The sequence below is a fragment of the Saccharopolyspora pogona genome (assembly GCF_014697215.1).
Classification (GTDB): Bacteria; Actinomycetota; Actinomycetes; order Mycobacteriales; family Pseudonocardiaceae; genus Saccharopolyspora; species Saccharopolyspora hattusasensis.
Map to the genome: position 1 here is coordinate 1,871,600 of NZ_CP031142.1, position 20,721 is coordinate 1,892,320.

Below are 20,721 nucleotides of genomic sequence, written 5' to 3' on the forward strand. Positions count from 1 at the left end.
CTACCATGTCACCGGCATTTCGTACGCGCCATATACGAGCATGTCACCACGGAAAGGAATATTCTCGATTTCGGTCGCAAGTCGCAATGTGGGAAAACGACGGAACAAGCTAGCCAAAGATATTTCCAACTCAACTCTGGCTAGCGCTTGACCGAGACATTGATGAACACCGAGGCCGAATGCGAAATGTCGCCGCGCGTCACGATGCAAATCAATCGTAGCCGCGTTAGGGAAAACGCTTTCGTCATAATTGGCAGACAGTAGGCTGAATATTACTGAATCGCCTTTGGCGATCAGTTGTCCACCCACCTCGACATCTTCCGAGGCAACTCGGCCGTCACCCTGAATAACCGTGAAGAAACGCAGAAGCTCGTCGACAGCAGGCTTAAATAGACTAGGATCTTCTTTTAACATAGCCAGCTGGTCGGCATCTCGTAGAAGGGCGAAGACACTCAGGCTAAAAGCTCCGGCCACGGTCTCATGCCCCGCGATCAGCAACAACCGCATCATTGAGACAAGTTCGTCGTGGCTGAGTTCATCCTTTTTGACCCGAGCAGCCAGACGACCCAGCAAATCATCGGTCGGATCCTTCTCCCGTCGACTGACAAGGTCATCGAGATACGCGGCCATTTCGCCGAGCGCGGCGGCACCTTTTTCCGGACCGGCGACAGCGGAGACTATAGTGCCACTCGTCTCCTGAAAGAAGTCATGGTCTTCGAAGGGCACGCCGAGTAGTTGACAGATAACCAAGGACGGCATAGGAAGCGAGACAGCTTCGACAAGGTCCACCGGCGCCGGGCTTTTTTCCATTTCATCCAATAGCCTGTCCACAGTAGCCTGGATGACCGGGCGCAGATTATTGACCCGTTGACCGGAAAATTCCGGGGAGAGCAGACGACGCAGACGAGCATGATCCGGATCATCCATCCGCAGGAAGGACATCATCCCAGGGATCGGCGGCACCGGGAGCAGCCGCGGATAGTTCGGAGTCGAGTGATCGGAACTCATACGCCGATCGGTAAGAACCGCACGCACGTCGTCATATTTTGTTATCAGCCACACTCGTTGCCCGCTCGTGTTGAGCGTGACCATTCGAGGCGGTTCATCGCGTAGTTTCGAGTACGCCAGCGGCGGAATCAACGGAGCCAGACGCGGCAGTGGGTATTCTAACTCGTTTTTGTCCATGAGACATCCGTTCTCGCGTGCAGCTATGGCATAAGACTAGATGAGCTACTTCTGCACATGCAAGGCCAAGGTCTGAATTTTTGAGACTCTTCGAAGTCAACCGGTGAACGATCACGATATGTGTCCACTTGTTGTCGCTGTGCGTAGTGATGGACAGTTGGCAAGTGTGATCCGACGCTGAGATACCCAGGGAGCCCCAGATCCCTGGGGACCCGCCAGCGCTCAATGAGCCACTTTTAGGCAACCGGATCTACGTCTGATAGAGTCCACTGCATAGGATTCCAGCAGGTTTCCCACGTACTACTCATCACCTTCCCTCTATCCATCGCCCGGAATATCCGCTACGATATAGTCCTGGCTCGGACGCCGTTTTTACATCCGGGATTACTGTTGCTTGTTTGAGTGCAAGAAACTTAGAGTCAGACCCATAGCTGGCGCAAATTAGATCAGTGGAGGCAATGCCGTGGTCAACCCCAAAGAAATCGTTGATCGAAATATGCAGGCATGGCGATCAAATGACGTTGAAACGTATGTACAATGCTACAGCGATGATGGCGTGATTATCACCCCAGGTAACACAGAAGCACGGGGTCGGGACAGTATCAAGCAATTCATGCACATTTGGGTCAGCGCAGCTCCAGACAACAGTATTGAATTCACCAGTGAATACGTCGCAGGCTCGGTCGTAGTTCACGAAGGCATCTTCCGCGGTACGCATACCGGCGATCTAGTCTCCGCGAACGGGCAGGTAATCGCACCAACTGGCAAGGCTTTCGAAATATCCTACGCTGAGGTATTCCTCGTGACGGATGGTCTCATTTCATCGCAGCGTTTGTACTATGACCAGCTGGAAATTCTGACACAGTTGGGGCTTATGCCTGAACTCTGACGCGAGGACCTCGCCTGTCTGCTGTTTGTTGGGATTATCACGCTCAGTGCTGTGATAATCCCAACAGCCTCGCCACGAGGTCACTCATGTCAAAGACGAACGGCGAGCCGCTCTAGCATCGAACTGCTCGATTCGATCCAACGCCTGATCGATGACAGAGTAGGACGTCGCGAAACTGATACGAAAATTTCCTTCGGCGCCCGGACCGAACCATTCTGCCGTGCCGGGCACGGTCGCGACACGCGCTGTTTGCAGTAGTGCGTCGGCAAATTTCCTACTAGATAGCCCGTACGCACTAATGTCGGGAAATAGGACGTAAGTGGAGTCAGGGGATCTACAAGAAATTCCTGGAATGGAATTCAGCCGTCCCACACAATGATCGCGCATTCGTCGCAGGTGACGCAACAAAGCGTCCCTCCAAGGCCATCCGTGCTGAAGTGCCGCTATGGTAGCTACTTGAGCTAGTGGCGTAACAGAATGAGATGCGCCAAGCCGATGGGTAGTTGCCCGCAGACGATGAGCGGTAGTAGCGTCAGGCGCAATGATGAACCCGATTCGCAGCCCCGGCAGGCCAAATGTCTTCGACGGACCGATTAAAGTGTAGACTTGCAGTGCAGGATCGGTGTTTATACTGGCAAGACTGACGTGCCGGGCCGGCTCGTAGACGATTTCATTCCATACCTCGTCGCAGACGATTGGGATGCGATACCTTGCTGCGATCTCCCCTATGGCGCGCATAATTGCGCTGGGGAAAGACACGCCCAACGGGTTGTGCGGGTTACATAGCAGAATAAGCGCGGTCCGTGGTGTTATCAGAGATTCGAGCTGCTCAGGATCGAGATGTCCGGTGACCTTGTCGACGGGCCAGTACACACGTCGCGCTCCGGCGGCGTCAACGGCTTGACCGAATAACAGGTCGACGGGATCCAGGATGATGCACTCGTCGCCTGCCTGACACAGCGCCTGCGTCGCGATCCAGATGGCCGCGGCCGTACCCGCGGTTACGACAACCTGATCCGGTTCGGCGCGTATGCCATAACGTGTGCCGGAGACGACCGCCACCAGCTCCCGTAGTTCAAGCATTCCATCGGTTGGAGTGTATGGTAGATAACCATCCTCGAGAAAAGCAGTTATCGCGTCAATCACTACCTGCGGAGCCGGAAAATCCGACTCGGCCGCAGTAAGCGGGATAACATCTGGTTGATTGGCGCCCCATCGGGTCATCGACCGGCGACGAAGTGCTTCTTGATTCACTTTCGCGTCCGTAAACAGGGAGTCGACCGTTGGGTTTGTCATCGTGATCACCTGTCTTGGTAGCGTGGTGACGGGTGCCGATCGTAGAGTTCAGCTGACCAGTACAGGACCATGCGATAACTGGCACGATGGGTGAGAAGTGACGCGTAGGTGTGGATGCCACAGCCCTCGTCCAGCGGACGCCCGGCAATCTCGTGCAGAAGGGAGGAGTAACGATCGGCCGGTAGGCTGGCATCTAACATAGTTTGCCGAACGCGGTCGTGAATCTCCTGGTCATTGTCCGCATAGGTCCACAGCGGCACGTAGGCCGTCGCGGCCACCGGGATGCAGGTCGTACTAGTAAATGTCAAGCAGCTAACCAGAGGCTGGATCGAAAATCTTCCGTCTAATCCGGTCAATTTGCGGCAGAACGGTTCCAGTGCTCCAGGCTGATGGGATTGGACGGTAGCCATCGCCGTGTCCAGCTCGGTCGACGTAATGTCGTAGTGGCGAAAATAAACCTTGATCCTGGCACCGGGCTCGTGGCTGAGGTCGAGGCCGAAGTACACTACCCGATCGAGGTCAAATCCCCGCCGAGCGTAATCGGTGATAGCTGCCCACGCTTGGGACAGACCTAAGCGGGCGAGTGCCGAACGAACCCGTTCAGACGCGGTCATCGTGTCATCGACTGCCGGATTGAGATAGATCTTAAATTCGGGAGCCTTGTTCTTTTTGAATATGACCCCGTGCATCATAGCGAAGTCCAGAGAGGGCCTCGCCGGCAGAAATAGATCGGCTACCGCATTGAGTCGATCGGCCGCCGCACCGTGGTTCTCGATCAGGACTTGGGTGAGTTTCCGAGCCGCAATTTGAGCCTTGACTGGGTCCGGTATCGCCGGAATCGCTTCAGTCAATACCCGGATCTCCCCGACACCAGAATCTGTGAAGCCGGCCGAGAATTCGAGTGGAGAGCCATCGGCACATACATCGGAGTACCAGCTCGGCTGACGGCCGATCTGACATGCACCCCAAGGCTTGATCATGTCGCGTAGCACGCTTTCGCCGGTGGCCACATCTAACCCTGCTGCTTTCAGGAGCTTGGCAGCGGTGCTTACGCCGTAGTCCAGGAAGGTGCTGTCCGCGTCGACGCGGAAGCCAGCAGTCGCCCGTCCCGCACGCCCACTAATCGGAGGTACCATGGAGGTTCTCCTGTGTGTCCAGTTGTGATTGGTGGTTGATCTGATGAGTGGTTGAGGTTGTCCGATGTGCTATGAAGTCATCTCGAGTCGCGGCCGCATTCGGGCGATCTCGCTGACTACTGCAATACCAGCCGCTGAGCGCGTCTCGCTTGGATCTTGGTCGCGTTTATTGAAAGATCACGCCTTGTGGTTGATGCGCTGTCGCAGGAGTTGGTTTCCGGCTAGTCGATCCGCTGCTTCCGCAAGCGGGCTAACGCCTGAGAAAGCGGCGTGGATCGGCTTCGTCAGAAGTCTCGTGACGGAACCTCAAGCGGTGACGCGAAAGGGTATCGCCGCTGATCCGACGAGTTGTCAGCCAACCACGACTGCTCCACGCGAATTTTTGGCGTGACTCGATTTCACGGCGCCATGCCGACATTGTTGCCAAAATCGGCCCATATTGCATCAGCATTCACCTTGATCATCCGGCTGGTATATACCGACGGCCTAAACACTGCCCAAATCTGGACGATCGCGCAATCGACCATCTGTACCAGTGAATTTCCCCTTTATGTACGGTCTGGCATACTCCGATCGGCGTAAGCGGAGTGGCTCTGCGTATTGCGGGAGTCGCGCTCACCCGACTGAAATAGTCGCTTGACCTGGCGATATTGATTCTGCCGTCGGATCTCGTTGGTCGTTTGGCGTCAGCCGTGTTGCCAACGGATGAATCCTCGGCGAACGCGTGATCTTGCCTGCCGGTCAAGGCCAACACTGTTGCGTTTAGCGTTGTGGGCGGGGTACAAGCCTTTTCTTGAAGAACATTGGAGGCCAACCGTTTTCCCGGAGTTCCGCAGCTGAGGGGCTCCGGATCCTCCGGACAGTGGTTCGACTAGAATCACACCCGGAAAGTGAGGGAATCAGGTGTCACGGAGTAGGCGGCCGTTTTCTCTCGAGTTTCGGGATGAAGCGGTCAAAATGGTGATCACGCTCGGTCGCGGCGGTCGCGCGAGAGTTGGGGTTGAACGCCGGCACTCCCATAAATTGGGTTGCAATATACCGGAAACGGAATCCGGAAGAGGAAGAGCCGCTGACGGTGAGCGAGCGGGCGCGGCTGCGTGAGCAGGAACACGAACTACGCGAACTTCGGATGCAGGTGGAGTTCCTTAAAAAAAGCAGCGGCCTTCTTCGCGAGCCAAAATCAGTAAGATACACGTTAATCCTTCGTGTGGAACAGGACGCGAAGAAGGCCTATCCCGTGACATTTATGTGCAAGAATCTGAAGGTAAACATTCAGCCGGTGCACTGTGTGTAGTGACAGCGGTGCTGGCGTAACGGTCTGTGACTGCTGGGGCTGGTGTGGTTTCTGTGTCGGCGTGATCTTCTGGTTCGGGACTGCTGTGATGCTGGGGTGCCTGCGCCCGAGGAGATGACCCGTGACGAGTTGATCGAGCCGACTGGCACCTGCGGACGGCCCGGTGCGGTTGGGCCACTGGATGCAGCGCGGCCGCCTCGCAGTGCGCGCCGCCCTGGTCGCCGACATGGCCGCCTGCGCGGTGCACGACGGCACCCCCAAGCAGGCCGTCGAGCTGCTGGAACACGGCCGGAATCTCTTGCTCGCGCAGGCGCTCGGCACCGGCGACGAGCACACCGCTGTGCGCCGCGAACTCCCCGCGCTCGCGGCGGATCTGCAACGTGTCGGCCCGTGATCGCCGGACCTAGCCAGCCTCCGGCGCGAAGGCCTGCAGGAACGTGCGGACCGCGGACGCCGTCACGGTGCGGAGCTCGTCGTCGGGGACCTGCCGGGTGCCCAGCCGGGCCCGCGCTTCCATCGGGCCGGTGAGCAGCGCCGCGAACTGCTCGGCGGCTTCAGCGGGATCGCAGTTGCGCAGGCGGCCGGCCAGCACGAGCCGGGCGAGCCGGTCGGCTAGTGCTTCGGTGACGCGGTCCGCCGCGCGGCCCCGGACGATGTCGATCAGGTCGGGGAACCTGCCGAGCTCGGCGTAGAGCAGTCGGCGCAGCGCCCAGGAGCGGTCGTCGCAGTAGCACTGGAGCAGGCGGAATCCGACCTCTTCCAGCGTCGGCCGCAGTTCGCCGTCGCCGCGCAACTGCTCGACGACAGCCATGTTGCGCGCGAGCGCCTGGTCGGAGTCGGCGGCGATCGCCTGCCGGAACAGGTTCTCCTTGTCACCGAAGTGGTTGTACACAGTGGGCTTGGCGACGCCCGCTTCGGCGGCGATCGGGTCCACCCCGGCCTTGGCATACCCCTCGCGGGCGAACACCCGCATCGCCGCGTCCAGGATCGCCTGGCGCTTGTCGATGCGACCGCGCGTGGCGCTGCGCCCAGACGTCGCCGAAGTGTCGGCTCCGCTCACGCCCGCATCGTAATCCGAGCTGAACTCACCTGTTCAATCGGATAGCCATGACCGATCCCATGTCACGGTGCAGAACGCTGGGACGCTACCTCCTGGGTTTTCGTTGCTGCTTCGACGAGTTCGACGGTGGCCTGGTGCTTCGGGTTGGCGAGGACCTCCGCGGTTCCGCCGTGTTCGGCGATTCTTCCTCCGTACACGATCACGAGTCGGTTCGCGAGGCGCGTCGCCACCGCGAGGTCGTGGGTGATCATCACCAACGCGCTGCCTGCGTCCTGGTGCAACTGGTTCAGCACTTCGAGCAGTTCGGCTTGGGTCACGGCGTCCAGACCCGAGGTGATCTCGTCGCAGATCAGCAGGTCCGGTTCGCTGAGCAACGCGCGCACCAGGGCCGCCCGCTGGAGTTCCCCGCCCGACAGGGAACGGGGCAGGCACGCTGCGCTGGACTCCGGGACGCCGAAGCGGGCGAGGCCTTCGATCGCGCGGTTGCGGGCCGCCGGACTCGTTGCGCCGCGCAGCCTTTCGGCCGTTCGGGCGATCTGGTCGAGCACCGGGACGAACTCGTTGAACGACGCCCTGGCGTCCTGGAACACGTACTGGATCCGGGCCAGCTGGTCCCTCGTGCGTCTGCGGAGCCGGGGTGACAGTGTCTCGCCACCCAGTCGGATCTCACCCGCGCGGTACGGGTGCAGGCCCGCGATGCAGCGCGCGAGCGTTGTCTTGCCGCTGCCTGAACGCCCCACCACCGCGAGCTTGTCGCCAGCGTATATGTCCAGCGTGACCTCGTGCAACGTGTCCACCCGGCCGTGGCCAGCGGTCACTTCCCGGACCGCTACCAGCGGTCCGCCCGTCTCGGCGGGGCTCCCTGCGGCGGCCAGATCGGGTTGCGCGGCGATCAGACGCTTCGTGTACGGGTGCTGGGGTGAACCGAACACCTCTTGGCGCGGCCCGGATTCCACGATATTGCCGCTGCTCATGACCAGCACCTGGTGCGCCAGTGTTCGCACCAGGTCCAGGTCGTGGGTCAGCAGCAGGACTGCGATTCCTTGCGCCGCAACGGCTCTCAGCTCATCGACGAGCCGGCCGCGGGTGACCGCGTCCTGCCCGGTGGTCGGCTCGTCGGCGACGAGGACGCGCGGGCGGCCGATGAGCTCGTGGGCCAGCACGACGCGCTGCTGCTGCCCGCCGGAGAGCTGGTGCGGATAGCGGCGCAGCAGCTTCTCACCATCCGGCAGCTGCGCTTGGCGCAGCGCTTCGAGCAACCGGGCGCGCACCAGCCGCTTGCGGTCCGCGCGGGTATCGGCGTGGACGTGCAGGCGGGCGATCTCGTGCAGCACCGGTCCGATGCGACGGACCGGGTTCAACGCCGCCGACGGTTGTTGCGGGATGTAGCCGACGAGGCCGGGTTCCGGCGGGTGGTCGGCATCCACCTCGAAGCCGGCGACTTCGACGCGACCCGTGACGCGCGCTGTGGCCGGCTGTTCACCGAGCAGCGCCAGCGCTGTGGTCGTCTTCCCGCTGCCGGACTCACCGACGAGCGCGGTCACCTCACCCGCGGCCAGGGCGAACGACGCCCCAGACACGATCTCGCGGTCGTCGACGGCGACGGTGAGGTTGCGGACGTTCACGACGGTCAACGTGCCTCCAGGGCGGTCGATCGATCGCGCAGCCACCGGTCGAAGGCCAGGTTCACGCCCACCGACACCAGCACGATCAGCAGTGCGGGCAGCGCCACCGCCCACGGCTGGATGAACAGGCCGGTCCGGTTGCGGTCGACCATCGCCGCCCAGTCACTGGCCGCGGGCGAGATCCCGACGCCGAGGAAGCTCGCCGAAGCGACCAGGTAGATCGCGCCGGTGAAGCGGGTGCCCAGGTCCGCGGCCAGCGTCCGGCGCATCGCGCGGGCCACGTAGCCCAGGCCGATGCGCAGCCTGCTCTCGCCCTGCAGGCGCATCGCCTCGACGGCGGGGCGGCTGGCCAGCGATAGCGCCGACGCGCGGCTGATCCGCACCACGTCCGGCAGGTTGATCAGCGTGACGATGCCGATCAGCACCCATGTGGCGTCGGGTGCGATCGACGCGAGCAGCAACAGCATCAGCATCGACGGGATCGCCAGCACGAGGTCCAGCGGCCGCATCAGCACTTCGTCCAGGACGCGGCTCTTCGTCATGCCCGCCGCCAGTCCAAGCGGAACCGCCAGCAGGTAGGTGCAGGCCGTGGCCGTCGCGGCGGTCAGCACCAGGGATCGCCCGCCCAGTAACACCTCGTTCCACACGTCCCGGCCGACGAAGTCGGTGCCAAACCAGTGCCCGCCGCCGAACGCGAAGGCCACGTCCTTGGCCGTGGCCCCGGAAGCGAACAACGGCCCGAACAGCGCCAGCAGGACCGGCACGCCCACGAGCAAGGCGGGCAGCGCGTACCTGGTCACCGGCCCACCTCCGATGCCGGGGCCAGCGCGCGGGCCGCGATGTCCGCCGCCAGGTTGACCAGCACCGTGGTTCCGGCGAGCACCACCGCCAAGCCCTGGACAACCGGCAGATCCCGCGCCGAGACCGCCTCGACCAGGGTGGTTCCCAGACCGGGGACGACGAAGATCGCCTCGATCACGATCACGCCGCCGATCAACCAGTCCGTGGTCCGGGCCAGCTGCTGCACGGCCGGTGCGATGGCGTTGGGCAGCGCGTGCGCGAAGCGGACGCGGGCCGGTGCAAGTCCGAGCCTGCGGACGTGGCGCACGTACTCGGCTCGCTGCGCGTCGATCATCCCGGCCCGCACCAATCTGCTCAGCGAGCAGATCGGGCGCAGCAGCAGCACGAACACCGGAAGGACCAGCACCGCGGGGTTGGCCAGCAACCCGGCGGATCCGACCGCGGTGGGCGGAAACCAGCCCAATTGCACGGCGAACACGGTCACCACCAGCACGCCCATCGCGAACTCCGGAGCCGAGTACAGGCCGAGGGTGCCGCTGGTGATGAGGCGGTCGATCCGCCCTCCTTCGCGGTGCGCACCGAGCATGCCCAACACCACCGACAGCGGTACCAGCAGCGCGAGGGTCAGCCCGGCCAGCAGCAGGGTCGGGCCCATCGCCGAGCCGATGATGTCGACCACGGCCCGGGGGCCCACCAGCGAATGGCCGAAATCGCCGTGCAGCGCGCCGAGCAACCACCCGCCGAGGCGCTGCCACGCGGGCTCGTCGAGACCGAGCTGTTCCCGCAGCAACTCGATGATCGCGGGGTCCGGGTTGTCACCGGCGATCGTCACGGCCGCATCGCCTGGCAGGGCCTCGGTCAGGAAGAACACCGCCGCCATCACCAGGAGGACCTGCGCCACGCCCAACAGCACCCGCCGGAGGACGTACCCGGTCACGCCAGCCACACCTTGTCGTAGCGGGCCCAGTCCACGGTGTTGGCCGGGGCCCGGTCGTCGATGCCGCCGACGTTCGGCGCCGACGCCACGATCCAGTCGGAGACGCCCCACCACAGGAAGCCACCCTCGCGGTAAAGCTGGTCCTGCATCTGGAAGTACAGCTGCTCCCGCCGGGCATCGTCCGCTGTGGACTGCGCTTCCTGGTAGAGCGCGTCGAATTCCGGGCGCTGCCACTTGGTGTTGTTCGTCGTCGACGTCGTCAGCAACCGCTGCGAGATGTGCGACTCCAGCGGCATCGCGCCGGACCGGTAACTGGCCATCACCCCGTTCTTGGCGATGTCGGACCAGTAGGTGTCCTTGTTGCCCAGCCGCACGTTGAGGTTCAGCCCGGCCTGCCTGGCCTGGTCGCTGATGGCCAGCGCCGCCTCCTTCAGCCCGGTCGAGGTGCCGGAGGTGTCGAGGTCGATCGTCAGGCCCTCGGCGCCCGCCTGCTTGATCAGGGCACGGGCCCTGTCGAGGTCCTGGGTGCGCTGCGGCAGCGCGTCGGCGTAGTACCGGTAGCCCTTGCCGTAAACGTCGTTGCAGAGCTGCCCGGAGCCCTGCAGCACGGACCTGACCAGCTCGTCCCGGTTCACCAGGTGGAACATCGCCTGGCGCAGCTCGGGTCGGTCGAACGGCGGCCGGTCGGTCTTCATGACCAGGCCGTGGAAGTTGCTCAGCGGCAGCCGGTGCACCCGCACCCGGCCGGTGTTCTCGTGCGTGCGGGCGCTGGTCGGGGCCAGGTCGTGGGCGTACTCGACCTGGCCTCCCAGCAGCGCGTTGACCCGGGCCGCCTCGTCGTTGGTCACGACGATCTCCAACTCGTCCAGGTGCGGTGTTCCCTCCCAGTAGTCGGGGTTGCGGGCCGCCACGAAGTTGCGACCGGGCGCGAAGGAGACGAACCGGAACGGGCCGGAGCCGACCGGCCGGCCGAAGTCCGTCGTGCCCTCCGGGATGATGTAGGCGCCCAGGGTGGCGAGCGCGTTGGGGAACTCCGCGTACGGCCGCTTGAGGCGGAACTCGACGGTGCGGTCGTCGATCGCGCGGCTGCCGGGCAGGTCGATCATCGACAGGCTGGCCTTCGCCCGTCGGCTGCTGCTCGGTTCCACGATCCGCGCGTAGCTGGCCAGCACGTCACCGGCGCGCACCGGTCGGCCATCGTGAAAAGCCGCCTGCCGTAACGTGATCCGCCAGGCCAGCAGGTCCTGGCTAGCCTCCCAGCGCTCCGCCAGCCGGGGCTGTGGGGACATGTCCGAGCCGTAGTCGGCGAGCTTCTCGTAGAGCGCCTTGGCGCGGGCGATCTCGATGTAGAGGTCGGTTTCGTGCGGATCGAGCACCTCTGCCGCGCCACCGCCGGAGAACGCCGCACGCAACCGGCCACCGGGACGCGGTGGCCCGACCGCTGCGACTCCGGCTCGCCCGGCGCAGCCGGCGAGCACCGCTACGGAACCCGCCGCCGTCAGGCCCAGGAAGCCGCGTCGGCTCAGGCCGCGAGCAGGTCCGGATTCGTGCATGCTGCGTTTCTCCATTCGATGTCGGCCCACGCCGAGATTTTTGATAACGATATTGTTTTTCATTTAAGTCGCCAAGGGACTGCGCTGAGGCGCGCCTCACTCGTTGCGCCGCAGCACCACGTGCAGCCGATCGCCGCTGAGCCGGGTGGACAGCGCCGCGCCGCGCCGCCACGGGGTTTCGGCGCGCGGGCCGGGCTCGTCGAACATCGCGACCACCGCGAACCCGTGCCGAACCGCGAAGTACCTTAGTTCTTGGGGGAACAACAGCCGCCAGGCCGATTGCTGGGTCAACGGCTCGACGCGTCCCGGCCAGACCCAGCGGCGTTCCCGCCGCAGGAGCTGGTCCTCGTGGTCGATCCACAGGCGCGTGCGCGACCGGTACTCCACCCCGTCCCAGACGACCACCTGTTCCCGGACCTCGTCGAGCAGTTCAGTGTTGCCCAGGAAGAACGCGCCGTTGCGCATCTCCGCGATCAGCAGCCCACCCGGCCGCAGGTGCTGGTGGCATTGCCGCAGGAAGGCATCGATGTCGTCGTTGGAGTGGCAGTACAGGAACGCGCTGTCCAAGCAGGTGATGACATCGAACCGGGGCCGTGGGTCCTTCGGGTTGCCATGACCGCCCAAAAGGCTCGCGGTCTCGAACGACCGCATGTCGGCCACCACGAAATCCGCCCCCGGGCAGTGCGCCTGTGCGTGCTCCACCATCTGCGGCGACGAGTCCAGGCCCGTGACCCGGTAGCCGTGCGCGCTCCAGTAGCGGGCGTCGCGGCCGGTGCCGCAGCCCACGTCCAGCAGGTCGCGCCCGTTTCCGAAGCGGTGCACGAGGTCGTCGACGAACCGCGCCGCGAGGTGTCCGGGGTCCGGGAAGCGCTGCTCGTAGATGACTGGGTTGTCGGTCAGGAAGTTGGCGCTGACGATGTTGGGCTGCAAAGGGATTCTCCCGTTCTCCGGACTGGCCCGATACCACCGCGCCGATCCAGCGCCAGCACGGCCAGCGCCGAGCACAGTCCGATTAGGACGCACAGTGTCGAGGGCAACCACGCCCACTCGTCGCCGGAGAGGTCAGTCAGCCAGCCGATCAGCGCATTGCCCGCCGCGGCAGTCACCCCGGAAACCAGGTAGAAGACGCCGAAGTAGGTGCCGGACAGCTCCGGCCGCCCGAAGGACGGGATCAGCTCGTAGACGAACGGCTGCGCGAGCATCACGCCGAACGCCAGCAACAACGCCGTGACCAGCACCGGGGCGAGTCGGGCGGAGATCTCGCCGACGCCCGCCGCAGGCGTTGCGGGGACGACGGCTGTGGCCACCGCGGTGGCGACGAAACCCGCGCCCATCAGCCCCAAACCCACGGCGATGGATGTGCCGCGGCCCCACCGGCGCTGGAACAGTTCGGTGATCCGCACCTGCAACGCCAGGGTCGCCGCCGTGGAGACCAGGAAGATCACCGCCACCGCACCGGACCAGCCGGTGAGCCGCTCGGCCTGCATCGGCAACACCAGATAGAGCTGGTTCTGCAGGGCGAACATGCCGGTGAGCGCCCCGGTGAAGGCCAGGAACCGGCGATCGGTGAGGACGCCGCGCCAGTCGGTCAGCACCGAGGTCGTGGGGGGCTCGACGCGGCGGATCGGCAGCACCGCGACCTGCGCGACGGTCAGCAGCGCGAAGACCACCGCGGCGACCACTGCCGACAGCCGGAACCCGGCCACCAGCAACGCGCTCCCCAGCACCGGCCCCAACAAGGCCCCGGTGCTCGCGAAGATGTTGAACAGCGAAAACGCCTCGGCACGCCGGTCACCCGCCTCCTGCGTGAGATAGGCGCGCACGGCCGGGTTGAAAAGCGCCCCGGCCAACCCGCTCAGCACAGATGCCAGCAACAACACCGACAACGACGTGCCGAACGCGAACACGCCGAAACCCACCGCGCGCAACGCGCACCCGGCGACGATGACGCCCCGCGCGCCCAACCGGTCCGCTGCCGAACCGCCGAGCAGGAACAGCCCCTGCTGGCTGAGGTTGCGCACGCCGAGCACCACCCCGACCAGCACCGCCGACATGCCCAGGTCGTGGCCCAGGTACCCGGCCAGGTACGGGATCAGCAGGTAGAAGCCGGTGTTGACGCCGAGTTGGTTGACCAGCAGCACCTGCACGGCCGGCGGGAAGCTCCGGATCAGCCGCCAGGTCCTCACGACAACTCCGCTGGACGCACTCCCAGCCCGAGATCGCCGGCGAGCCGCAGCACCCCGTCGGCACCGCCGATCCCGGTCCACGGGTCGTGCGCCAACAGCAGGTGCCCGTCCAGGTCGACCCAGCGGGCGAACCCGGTTAGGTGCACCGCCGGAGCGATGCCGAGCGAACTCGCCACCAGGCACCCGAGCATGATGTCCACGCCGTTATCCCGGGCGAGGTCGATGATTTCCCGCGCGGCCCGGATTCCGCCGCACTTCGGCAGTTTCACGTTGACGCCGTGCACCCGCGGCCCCAGGACGCGCACATCGTCGACGGTGGCGGCGTCCTCGTCCGCGATGACCGGCACCGGCGACCGAGCGGCCACCTCCGCAAGCAGGCCCGGCGTGCCCGGCTTGATCGGTTGCTCGACCGCTTCGATCCCGAACTCCTCGACGGCCTTGAGCATTCGCACCGCCTGCTCGGGTTCCCACGCTCCGTTCGGGTCCAGCAGCAGGCGGGTGTTGGGGGCGGCCTCGCGTATCGCCGCCAAACGGGCGAGTTCCCGCCGCTGCTCCCCCGCGCCGAGCTTGACCTTGAGCACGGTGAAGCCCCGGGCGGTGAGCTCGCGCGCGGTCCGCGCGGCGGACTCCGTCGGCATGATGCCGATCGTGTAGGCCGTCGGCGTCGGTTGCCAGCGGGCCTCACCCAGCACTTCGAAGACCGGCACGCCGCGAAGCCTGGCGACGAGGTCGTGCAGCGCCGAGTCCAGCGCCGCCGACACGCCGGGTGGGCAGTCCAGCGGCTGGATCTGGTCCGGATCATCCACGCCTGCCAGCACTTCGCGGGCGGCGGCCAGCTCCGCCTCGATGCGTTCGACCGTCAGCCGGTAGTAATTGCTGGTGACGACCTCGCCGTGGCCGACGACTCCGTCGTGCTCGACCTCCACGGTGACCGCATCTCGCTCGGACATCACCGATCGGGAGATGCGGAACGGCTCACGCAGCGCGAGGCTGCGCACCGCCCACCGCAGCTTCATGCGGGAACCTCCATCGCCAGCAACGGATCCGAGACGATCCGGCACCTCGTCCACCCCGTCGCCTCCACCGCAGGGTGCGCGATCTCCACCGGCCGGTTCGCCGTCGGCCGGTTCAGCAGGCCACGCGCGCGGCAGTAGTCGTCGTCGAAGATCGTGCTCAGGTAGCGGTGCGGACCGTCGGGGAACACCGTCACCACGTTCGCGCCCGGCTCGACCCGCGCCGCCCACGCCGAAACCAGCGCCACCGCCCCGGTGCTCCAGCCGCCGGTGATGAAGGCCTGCCTGGCGAGCGTGCGGCAGGCCTGCACCGCCTCGCCGGGGCCGACCCAGTGCACCTCGTCGAACTGTCCATATGCGACATTGCGCGGGTGGATGCTGCTGCCCAGTCCGCGCATCACGCGCGGCCGGGCGGGCTGACCGAAGATCGTCGAGCCGACGGTGTCCACCCCGATCAGCCGCACCCGCGGCCAGCGGCGCCGGATCGCGCGGACCGTGCCCGCGCTGTGCCCGCCGGTGCCGACGCTGCACACCAGCACGTCCACCTGGTCGATCTGCCGGGCGATCTCCTCGCCCATCGCCTCGTAACCCGCCGGGTTGTCCGGGTTGTTGTACTGGTCCGGCCAGAAGGACTCCGGCAGCTCGCGGCGGATCTGCTGCACCCGATCCAGCCGGGCCTGCTGCCATCCGCCGACGGGGTGCGGCGTGTCGACCACTTCGAGGCGCGCGCCGTGCGCCTTGAGCAGGGCCCGCATGGCCGGCTCCAGCTCCTCGTCCACGACCAGCACCACCGGATGTCCCAGCGCCTGCCCGGCGAAGGCCAGGCCGACGCCGAGCGTCCCACTGGTCGACTCCACCACGGCCGCGCCCGGCCGCAGCTCGCCGCGGCGGCAGGCCCCGGTGAGCATCGACACCGCCGCGCGGGCCTTCATCCCGCCCGCGCTCAGGCACTCGAGCTTCGCCCAGAAGCCCGGCTGCGGTTGAGGCAGCGCGGCGCTCACCCGCGCCAGCGGCGTGTCCCGGAGCAGGCCGAGCAGATCCGGATTACCCCACATCAGCACGCCTCCTGGCGGTAGCGATAGATCGTGCTGGGGCCGCCGTCGAGCCAGAAGAACGGATAGGGCTCCGCCGAGACAGCGGTGACCCCGTCGCCCAGGAAGCACGGCAAGATGCCGCTCGCGGACTGCGCGAACATGACCAGCGGCTTGCCCGTGGCCCTCGCGTGGTCGAGCAGCGGTTGGAAAGTGCCGTTGCCGACGACCATGCCCGAAGCCAGCACGGCGGCGCAGTCGCCCAGGGCTGCGACGGCATCGGTGGTGACCGGCTCGCCCCACTCGGTTTCGCCGCCCTTGTAGTCACACGCGACGTAGCTGTTCCCGCGCTCGCGGAGGTGCTGCAGCAGCGAGTTCACGACGCCGATGACCAGCACCCGCCGACCTGGCCCGACTGGCAGCAGGTCCACCACCGATTTGGCGCGGTGCAGCGACTTCTGGAGCGAGTTCCCCCGGCCGATGACGACTTCCTCTGCATGGCTGCGATGCGGGCGCACCCACTGCAGGTAGGCGTCGAGCGCGGCGATGCGCACCGGCAGTAGCGGGCTCCGCAAGAGCTCCCGGATCGGCATCCCGACGTAGTCGAGGACGGCTTCGTCGGATATCTCGCCCGGTTCCACCGCGCACGACCCCACCGCGTCCTCGACCCGCAGGCTCAGCACGTGGTTGCGGTACGAGCGTTCCCTCGCCGCGTGCCGCACGCCCTGTTGCGTCAGGAACCCGACGCTGACCTCTACCCCTGCGGTTCCGAATCGTCCGCTGAGGACCTCTTCGGTCAGTTCCTCTACCGAATGCGGCGTCACTCGCCGGCCTCCGCGGCGTAGCGCACGTCCAGACCGGCGACGAGCGACTCGGCGTGACGCCGCGCCTCGCCCCGGCTCCCGCTGGTGACCATCACATGCCCGAGGTAGTTGTTGTTGCTGATAGCTGCGCCCGTCCGGTGCCCGGCCTCCTTGACGACCCAGTCCACCACCGCGGGGTCGGCCGCCAGCGCGTCGAGCCCGCCGATCTCGGTGATGGTTCCTTCCCCGGGCGGGAGCAGGAACGAGATCGCCGCACTTCCCGCACCTGTGTCGACGCGGTGCAGATCGGGCTTCTCCCCCAACGCGAGCTGGGCGTATACGGCCGCCAGGTCGATGCCGGTCACCCGCCGGATGAGCTCGGTGATCTGGTTTCCCGCCGGGCGCGGGTTCACCTCGACGACCCGGGGCCCCGCTGGGGTGATCTTGATCTCGGTGTGTCCGACGACGTTGTCCAGCCCGAGCGCTTCGATGGCGGCGACTGCCGTTTCCGCCACTGCTTCCTCGGTGTCGGCATCGAGCGCGGCCGGGAACATGTGCCCGGTCTCGACGAACCACGGCTCACCGGCGACGCTCTTGTCCGTCACACCGACGACCGTCGTTTCACCCCGGAACGTGACCGTCTCGGCGCTCACCTCCGGACCGGTGAGCAGCTCCTCCAGCAGCACGACCGGATTCCGCTGTTGCCCGCGGGCGTTCACCGGGAAGCCCTGCAGGGCGGCGTGTGCCTCGCGCAGCTGCGCCGGTCCGTCCACTTTGCGCACGAACATGCCCGCGCACAGGTCGACCGGTTTGACCACGAGGGGGTATCCCAGCGCTTCTGCGGCTTCCTCGAGTCCGCGGGCGGTCTCGGCGAGGGCGAACGCCGGGCCCGGCACACCGGCCTTACGCAGGGCCTTGCGGGTGAGGTCCTTGGAGCATGCGCGCTCAATCGCTTCCGGCGGCGCCCCCGGCAGCCCCAGCCGTTGGGCGGCTCTTGCTGCTGCAGCCAGGTAGTAGTCGCAGGACGTCAGCACCCCGTCGAATCCGAGGACTGCTTGCAGGCTCTCGAGGTGGCGCAGCAAGTGCTGGACGTCGTTGGTCTCGACCGTGAACAGGTTGTCGGCGCTCAGCAACGGATGCGGGCCGGTCATGGGTTTTGCACGCAGGTAGTGCTGGAGGTCGCGGGTGACGAAGCTGAATCGGTGGCCGCCCTCTCTGATGCTCCGCGGCAGCAACGTGCTCATCGCACCTACCCAGCTTTCCACCAACAACAGGTGGCCCACGCCAACTCCCTCCGAGCGGTTGTGATCAACGATCGGCGATGATAATCGTTTTCACACTTGTGCGGCAACTCGCCCTCGGATGAATAACCCGTGCCCACCGACGAAACCGACCGTCACCAGGCAGGTTGGTCGTGTGGCCGAAGAGTGCGGCACACGTGGCTCGCTCGATGCGACGGTGACCGCCACCTCGACCGATTAGTTCTCGCCACGGCCCGAGTCAACTCCTGTGACAGCGCAACGGTGCCGGTGGAAGCGGGCACCGGAGGAGGAGAGGGTTCTCGAACGTGGATACGACACCGAGTGCGGGGCGGCGGGAGTGGGTCGGGCTTGCGGTGCTTGCGCTTCCGACCCTGCTCTTGTCGTTGGACATGAGCGTGCTGCACCTCGCGGTGCCGCACTTGACCGCCGACCTGCGGCCCAGCAACACCGAGCTGCTTTGGATCATCGACAGCTACGGGTTCATGATCGCCGGATTCCTGGTCACCATGGGCACGCTCGGGGACCGCATCGGGCGGCGGAAGCTGCTGATGTTCGGCGGTGCGGGGTTCGGCATCGTATCGATCGCGGCGGCCTTCGCACCCACACCCGCGATGCTGATCGCGGCCCGGGCGGTGCTCGGCATCGCCGGGGCCACGCTGATGCCCTCGACGTTGGCGTTGATCAGCAACATGTTCCAGGACGCCCGGCAGCGCGGGACCGCGATCGCGGTCTGGATGAGCTGCTTCATGGGCGGCATGGTGATCGGGCCCGTGGTCGGCGGCGTGCTGCTGGAGAACTTCTGGTGGGGTTCTGTCTTCCTGATAGGCGTGCCGGTGATGGTCCTGTTGCTGGCAGTTGCTCCGGCGCTGCTGCCGGAGTACCGCGACGAAAACGCCGGCCGGTTGGATCTCATCAGTGTGGGGCTGTCGCTGGCCACGATCCTGCCGATCGTCTTCGCGCTCAAGGAGCTCGCCAAGCACGGCCCGCAGGTGCCGAGCCTGGCAGCGCTGGCGGTCGGGCTCGCGCTGGGCGTGGTTTTCGCGCGTCGTCAGCGGCGGATCGCCGATCCGATGCTCGACCTGGGGCTGTTCCGGGTGCGCGCTTTCAGCGCCGCACTTGGCATCATGCTGGTCGGCGCGATCACCATGGGCGGCGTCTTCATGCTGGTCAGCCAGTACCTCCAGCTGGTCGCCGGGCTGACGGCGCTTGAGGCGGGGGTCCTGCTGGTGCCGCAGGCCGGTGCTGTCGTCGTCGGGTCGCTGATCGCGCCCAGGCTGGCCAAGCGGTTCCGGCCGGAGTTCGTGCTCGGCTTCGGCATGTTGCTCGCGGCGGGCGGGATTCTGCTGTTCACGCTGGCGGATTCCGGGAACGGGACGGCCGTGGTGGCCATCGGCATGGTGGTCGCCAGCTTCGGCATGGGCCCGCAGGGCGTGCTTTGCACCGAGATGGTCGTGGGTTCGGTGCCGACGCAGAAGGCCGGTGCCGCATCGGCGATGTCGGAGACCAGTGGCGAGTTCGGCATTGCGATGGGCGTCGCGCTGTTCGGGAGCCTCGCCACCGCCGTCTACCGCAACGTGGTCTCGATTCCGGCGGAAGTGCCGTCCGGCATCGCGGTCGAGGCCCGAGACGGGATGGCCGGCGCGATGAGCGCGGCGGGGCGGCTGGCCGACCAGGCGATCGTGCTCGCCCCGGCACGGGAGGCGTTCACCAGCGGTCTCCATGCGGTTTCCATCGTCGGCGCCACCTTCGTGGTCCTCTTCGCGGTCATCGGCATGGTGGTGCTGCGCAAGCGCTCCCGGCCCGAGCCGGAACCGGCGGCCTGCGCACCCGAGGTGACCGCCGCCTGAACGCCTTCAGATGCGGTGGTCGTCGGCCAGCTCGCCGGCCTTGGCGAGCAGGTCGTCGGCCAACCGCGTCGGGACCAAGCCGAATCGTTCGTCGTAGGCCGCGACGACCTCTGCTTCGAAGCCGTCGAGCGATACGCCGGGCGACTCCGCGGCCACCGAGCCCACCGAGTCGTCGTCGAAGGGCAGATCCAGGTGCCGGTAGACGTCGGCCAGCAGCGAGCGCAGCACTTCGGCGTCGTCGAAGATCGCAACCGCGCTGAACAGCCATGCGCCACGCACCATCCGCTGCGCCGTGCCGACCAGCTTCACGCGGCCCCTCGCGTTCACGCTGTGCGCGCCCGGGCAGTACTCCCCCGGCACCGCCCCGACCCGCGCGCCGACGCCGTGGTTGCGCAGCACCCCGGCCCACAGCTCGGCGTAGCCCACGAACCGCTCGTCCATGCCCGCCAGGTAACCGGGGTCGGTTCCGACGTGATCGACCACCAGCGACCGCTCGGTGTAGGCCACCGCACGACCGCCCGGGGCGCGCAGGACCGGCGTGAACCCGGCGTCCCGAACGGCGCGGACCGCGCCGGGAAAGCCGGGCAGCAGCGTGTCCCGCCGTCCGAAGGCGACGACCCGAGCGTCCGGCCGGTACACCCGCACCGCCGGACCCGACTCGCCTCTGCTGACGCGGCGCAACATCGCATGCGCGACCGCGACCTCCAGCGCCTGATCCGCGCCAACCCCGAGCGCACCGCGAAAGAGCTCCACGGGCCGATTCTACTGGCCGGAAGATCGCCAGCTCACCGGCCGAAACCCGG

At 65.9% G+C, this 20,721-nt stretch carries 18 protein-coding genes; 3 read left to right on the top strand and 15 right to left on the bottom strand.

Translation table 11 applies throughout. The annotated features are described in order from the left end of the window. A complete protein-coding gene (locus DL519_RS08390) occupies positions 1 to 1,185 on the bottom strand; it encodes a cytochrome P450 (RefSeq protein ID WP_190813731.1) in 1,185 nt (394 codons plus the stop codon). A gap of 463 nt (positions 1,186 to 1,648) precedes the next feature. Between DL519_RS08390 and DL519_RS08395 the strand changes: the two genes are divergently transcribed. After that, positions 1,649 to 2,074, top strand: coding sequence for an ester cyclase (locus tag DL519_RS08395; protein ID WP_190813733.1), 426 nt, complete (start codon positions 1,649 to 1,651; stop codon positions 2,072 to 2,074). An 84-nt stretch (positions 2,075 to 2,158) separates the two neighbouring features. Here the strand turns inward: DL519_RS08395 and DL519_RS08400 are convergent, their stop codons facing one another. Together DL519_RS08400 and DL519_RS08405 are read right to left on the bottom strand one after the other, a co-directional pair. Beyond that, positions 2,159 to 3,370: a pyridoxal phosphate-dependent aminotransferase gene (locus DL519_RS08400; RefSeq protein WP_190813735.1), complete on the bottom strand. Its 1,212-nt coding sequence runs from the start codon at positions 3,368 to 3,370 to the stop codon at positions 2,159 to 2,161. Between the two features lie 5 nt (positions 3,371 to 3,375). After that, entirely contained in the window at positions 3,376 to 4,506 is a 1,131-nt protein-coding gene (locus DL519_RS08405) for a tryptophan dimethylallyltransferase family protein (protein WP_223838564.1), read from the bottom strand. Between the two features lie 1,457 nt (positions 4,507 to 5,963). Between DL519_RS08405 and DL519_RS08410 the strand changes: the two genes are divergently transcribed. After that, entirely contained in the window at positions 5,964 to 6,194 is a 231-nt protein-coding gene (locus DL519_RS08410; protein ID WP_190813737.1) for a hypothetical protein, read from the top strand. A 9-nt stretch (positions 6,195 to 6,203) separates the two neighbouring features. Here the strand turns inward: DL519_RS08410 and DL519_RS08415 are convergent, their stop codons facing one another. The 11 genes from DL519_RS08415 to DL519_RS08465 form a co-directional block, all read right to left on the bottom strand. Then, on the bottom strand, positions 6,204 to 6,860 hold the full coding sequence (locus DL519_RS08415; protein WP_190813739.1) for a TetR/AcrR family transcriptional regulator: 657 nt from the start codon (positions 6,858 to 6,860) through the stop codon (positions 6,204 to 6,206). Between the two features lie 62 nt (positions 6,861 to 6,922). Further along, complete coding sequence (locus DL519_RS08420) at positions 6,923 to 8,485, bottom strand: ABC transporter ATP-binding protein (RefSeq protein WP_223840231.1); 1,563 nt, start codon at positions 8,483 to 8,485, stop codon at positions 6,923 to 6,925. Positions 8,486 to 8,490: 5 nt separating this feature from the next. Further along, on the bottom strand, positions 8,491 to 9,285 hold the full coding sequence (locus DL519_RS08425) for an ABC transporter permease (protein ID WP_223838565.1): 795 nt from the start codon (positions 9,283 to 9,285) through the stop codon (positions 8,491 to 8,493). Continuing rightward, positions 9,282 to 10,223 (bottom strand): ABC transporter permease, encoded by a 942-nt coding sequence (locus DL519_RS08430; protein ID WP_223838566.1) that lies wholly within the window; start codon positions 10,221 to 10,223, stop codon positions 9,282 to 9,284. The genes DL519_RS08425 and DL519_RS08430 overlap by 4 nt, the downstream gene beginning before the upstream one ends. Further along, positions 10,220 to 11,776: an ABC transporter substrate-binding protein gene (locus tag DL519_RS08435; protein WP_190813743.1), complete on the bottom strand. Its 1,557-nt coding sequence runs from the start codon at positions 11,774 to 11,776 to the stop codon at positions 10,220 to 10,222. The genes DL519_RS08430 and DL519_RS08435 overlap by 4 nt, the downstream gene beginning before the upstream one ends. Before the next feature lie 96 nt (positions 11,777 to 11,872). After that, positions 11,873 to 12,706: a class I SAM-dependent methyltransferase gene (locus DL519_RS08440; protein ID WP_223838567.1), complete on the bottom strand. Its 834-nt coding sequence runs from the start codon at positions 12,704 to 12,706 to the stop codon at positions 11,873 to 11,875. Beyond that, positions 12,673 to 13,962 (bottom strand): MFS transporter, encoded by a 1,290-nt coding sequence (locus DL519_RS08445; protein WP_190813745.1) that lies wholly within the window; start codon positions 13,960 to 13,962, stop codon positions 12,673 to 12,675. The genes DL519_RS08440 and DL519_RS08445 overlap by 34 nt, the downstream gene beginning before the upstream one ends. Beyond that, complete coding sequence (locus DL519_RS08450) at positions 13,959 to 14,978, bottom strand: dipeptide epimerase (protein ID WP_190813747.1); 1,020 nt, start codon at positions 14,976 to 14,978, stop codon at positions 13,959 to 13,961. The genes DL519_RS08445 and DL519_RS08450 overlap by 4 nt, the downstream gene beginning before the upstream one ends. Next, complete coding sequence (locus DL519_RS08455) at positions 14,975 to 16,030, bottom strand: PLP-dependent cysteine synthase family protein (RefSeq protein WP_190813749.1); 1,056 nt, start codon at positions 16,028 to 16,030, stop codon at positions 14,975 to 14,977. Before DL519_RS08455 ends, DL519_RS08450 begins: the two co-directional genes overlap by 4 nt. Continuing rightward, entirely contained in the window at positions 16,030 to 16,830 is an 801-nt protein-coding gene (locus DL519_RS08460) for a Rossmann-like domain-containing protein (RefSeq protein ID WP_223838568.1), read from the bottom strand. The genes DL519_RS08455 and DL519_RS08460 overlap by 1 nt, the downstream gene beginning before the upstream one ends. Beyond that, positions 16,827 to 18,092, bottom strand: a complete 1,266-nt coding sequence (locus DL519_RS08465; RefSeq protein ID WP_190813751.1) for an ATP-grasp domain-containing protein — start codon at positions 18,090 to 18,092, stop codon at positions 16,827 to 16,829. The genes DL519_RS08460 and DL519_RS08465 overlap by 4 nt, the downstream gene beginning before the upstream one ends. Positions 18,093 to 18,376: 284 nt before the next feature. Between DL519_RS08465 and DL519_RS08470 the strand changes: the two genes are divergently transcribed. After that, complete coding sequence (locus DL519_RS08470) at positions 18,377 to 19,918, top strand: MFS transporter (RefSeq protein WP_190813753.1); 1,542 nt, start codon at positions 18,377 to 18,379, stop codon at positions 19,916 to 19,918. Between the two features lie 6 nt (positions 19,919 to 19,924). On the opposite strand, the gene DL519_RS08475 is transcribed toward DL519_RS08470, so the two are convergent. Beyond that, the gene (locus DL519_RS08475) at positions 19,925 to 20,671 is read right to left on the bottom strand and encodes a lipoate--protein ligase family protein (protein ID WP_190813755.1); all 747 of its coding nucleotides are present in this window, start codon (positions 20,669 to 20,671) and stop codon (positions 19,925 to 19,927) included. Positions 20,672 to 20,721 lie beyond the last annotated feature (50 nt).

Coding starts and splice junctions, on each gene's coding strand:
- DL519_RS08455 (WP_190813749.1), bottom strand. CDS start 16,030: ATGTGGGGTAATCCGGATCTGCTCGGCCTGCTCCGGGACACGCCGCTG.
- DL519_RS08435 (WP_190813743.1), bottom strand. CDS start 11,776: ATGCACGAATCCGGACCTGCTCGCGGCCTGAGCCGACGCGGCTTCCTG.
- DL519_RS08405 (WP_223838564.1), bottom strand. CDS start 4,506: ATGGTACCTCCGATTAGTGGGCGTGCGGGACGGGCGACTGCTGGCTTC.
- DL519_RS08450 (WP_190813747.1), bottom strand. CDS start 14,978: ATGAAGCTGCGGTGGGCGGTGCGCAGCCTCGCGCTGCGTGAGCCGTTC.
- DL519_RS08390 (WP_190813731.1), bottom strand. CDS start 1,185: ATGGACAAAAACGAGTTAGAATACCCACTGCCGCGTCTGGCTCCGTTG.
- DL519_RS08400 (WP_190813735.1), bottom strand. CDS start 3,370: ATGACAAACCCAACGGTCGACTCCCTGTTTACGGACGCGAAAGTGAAT.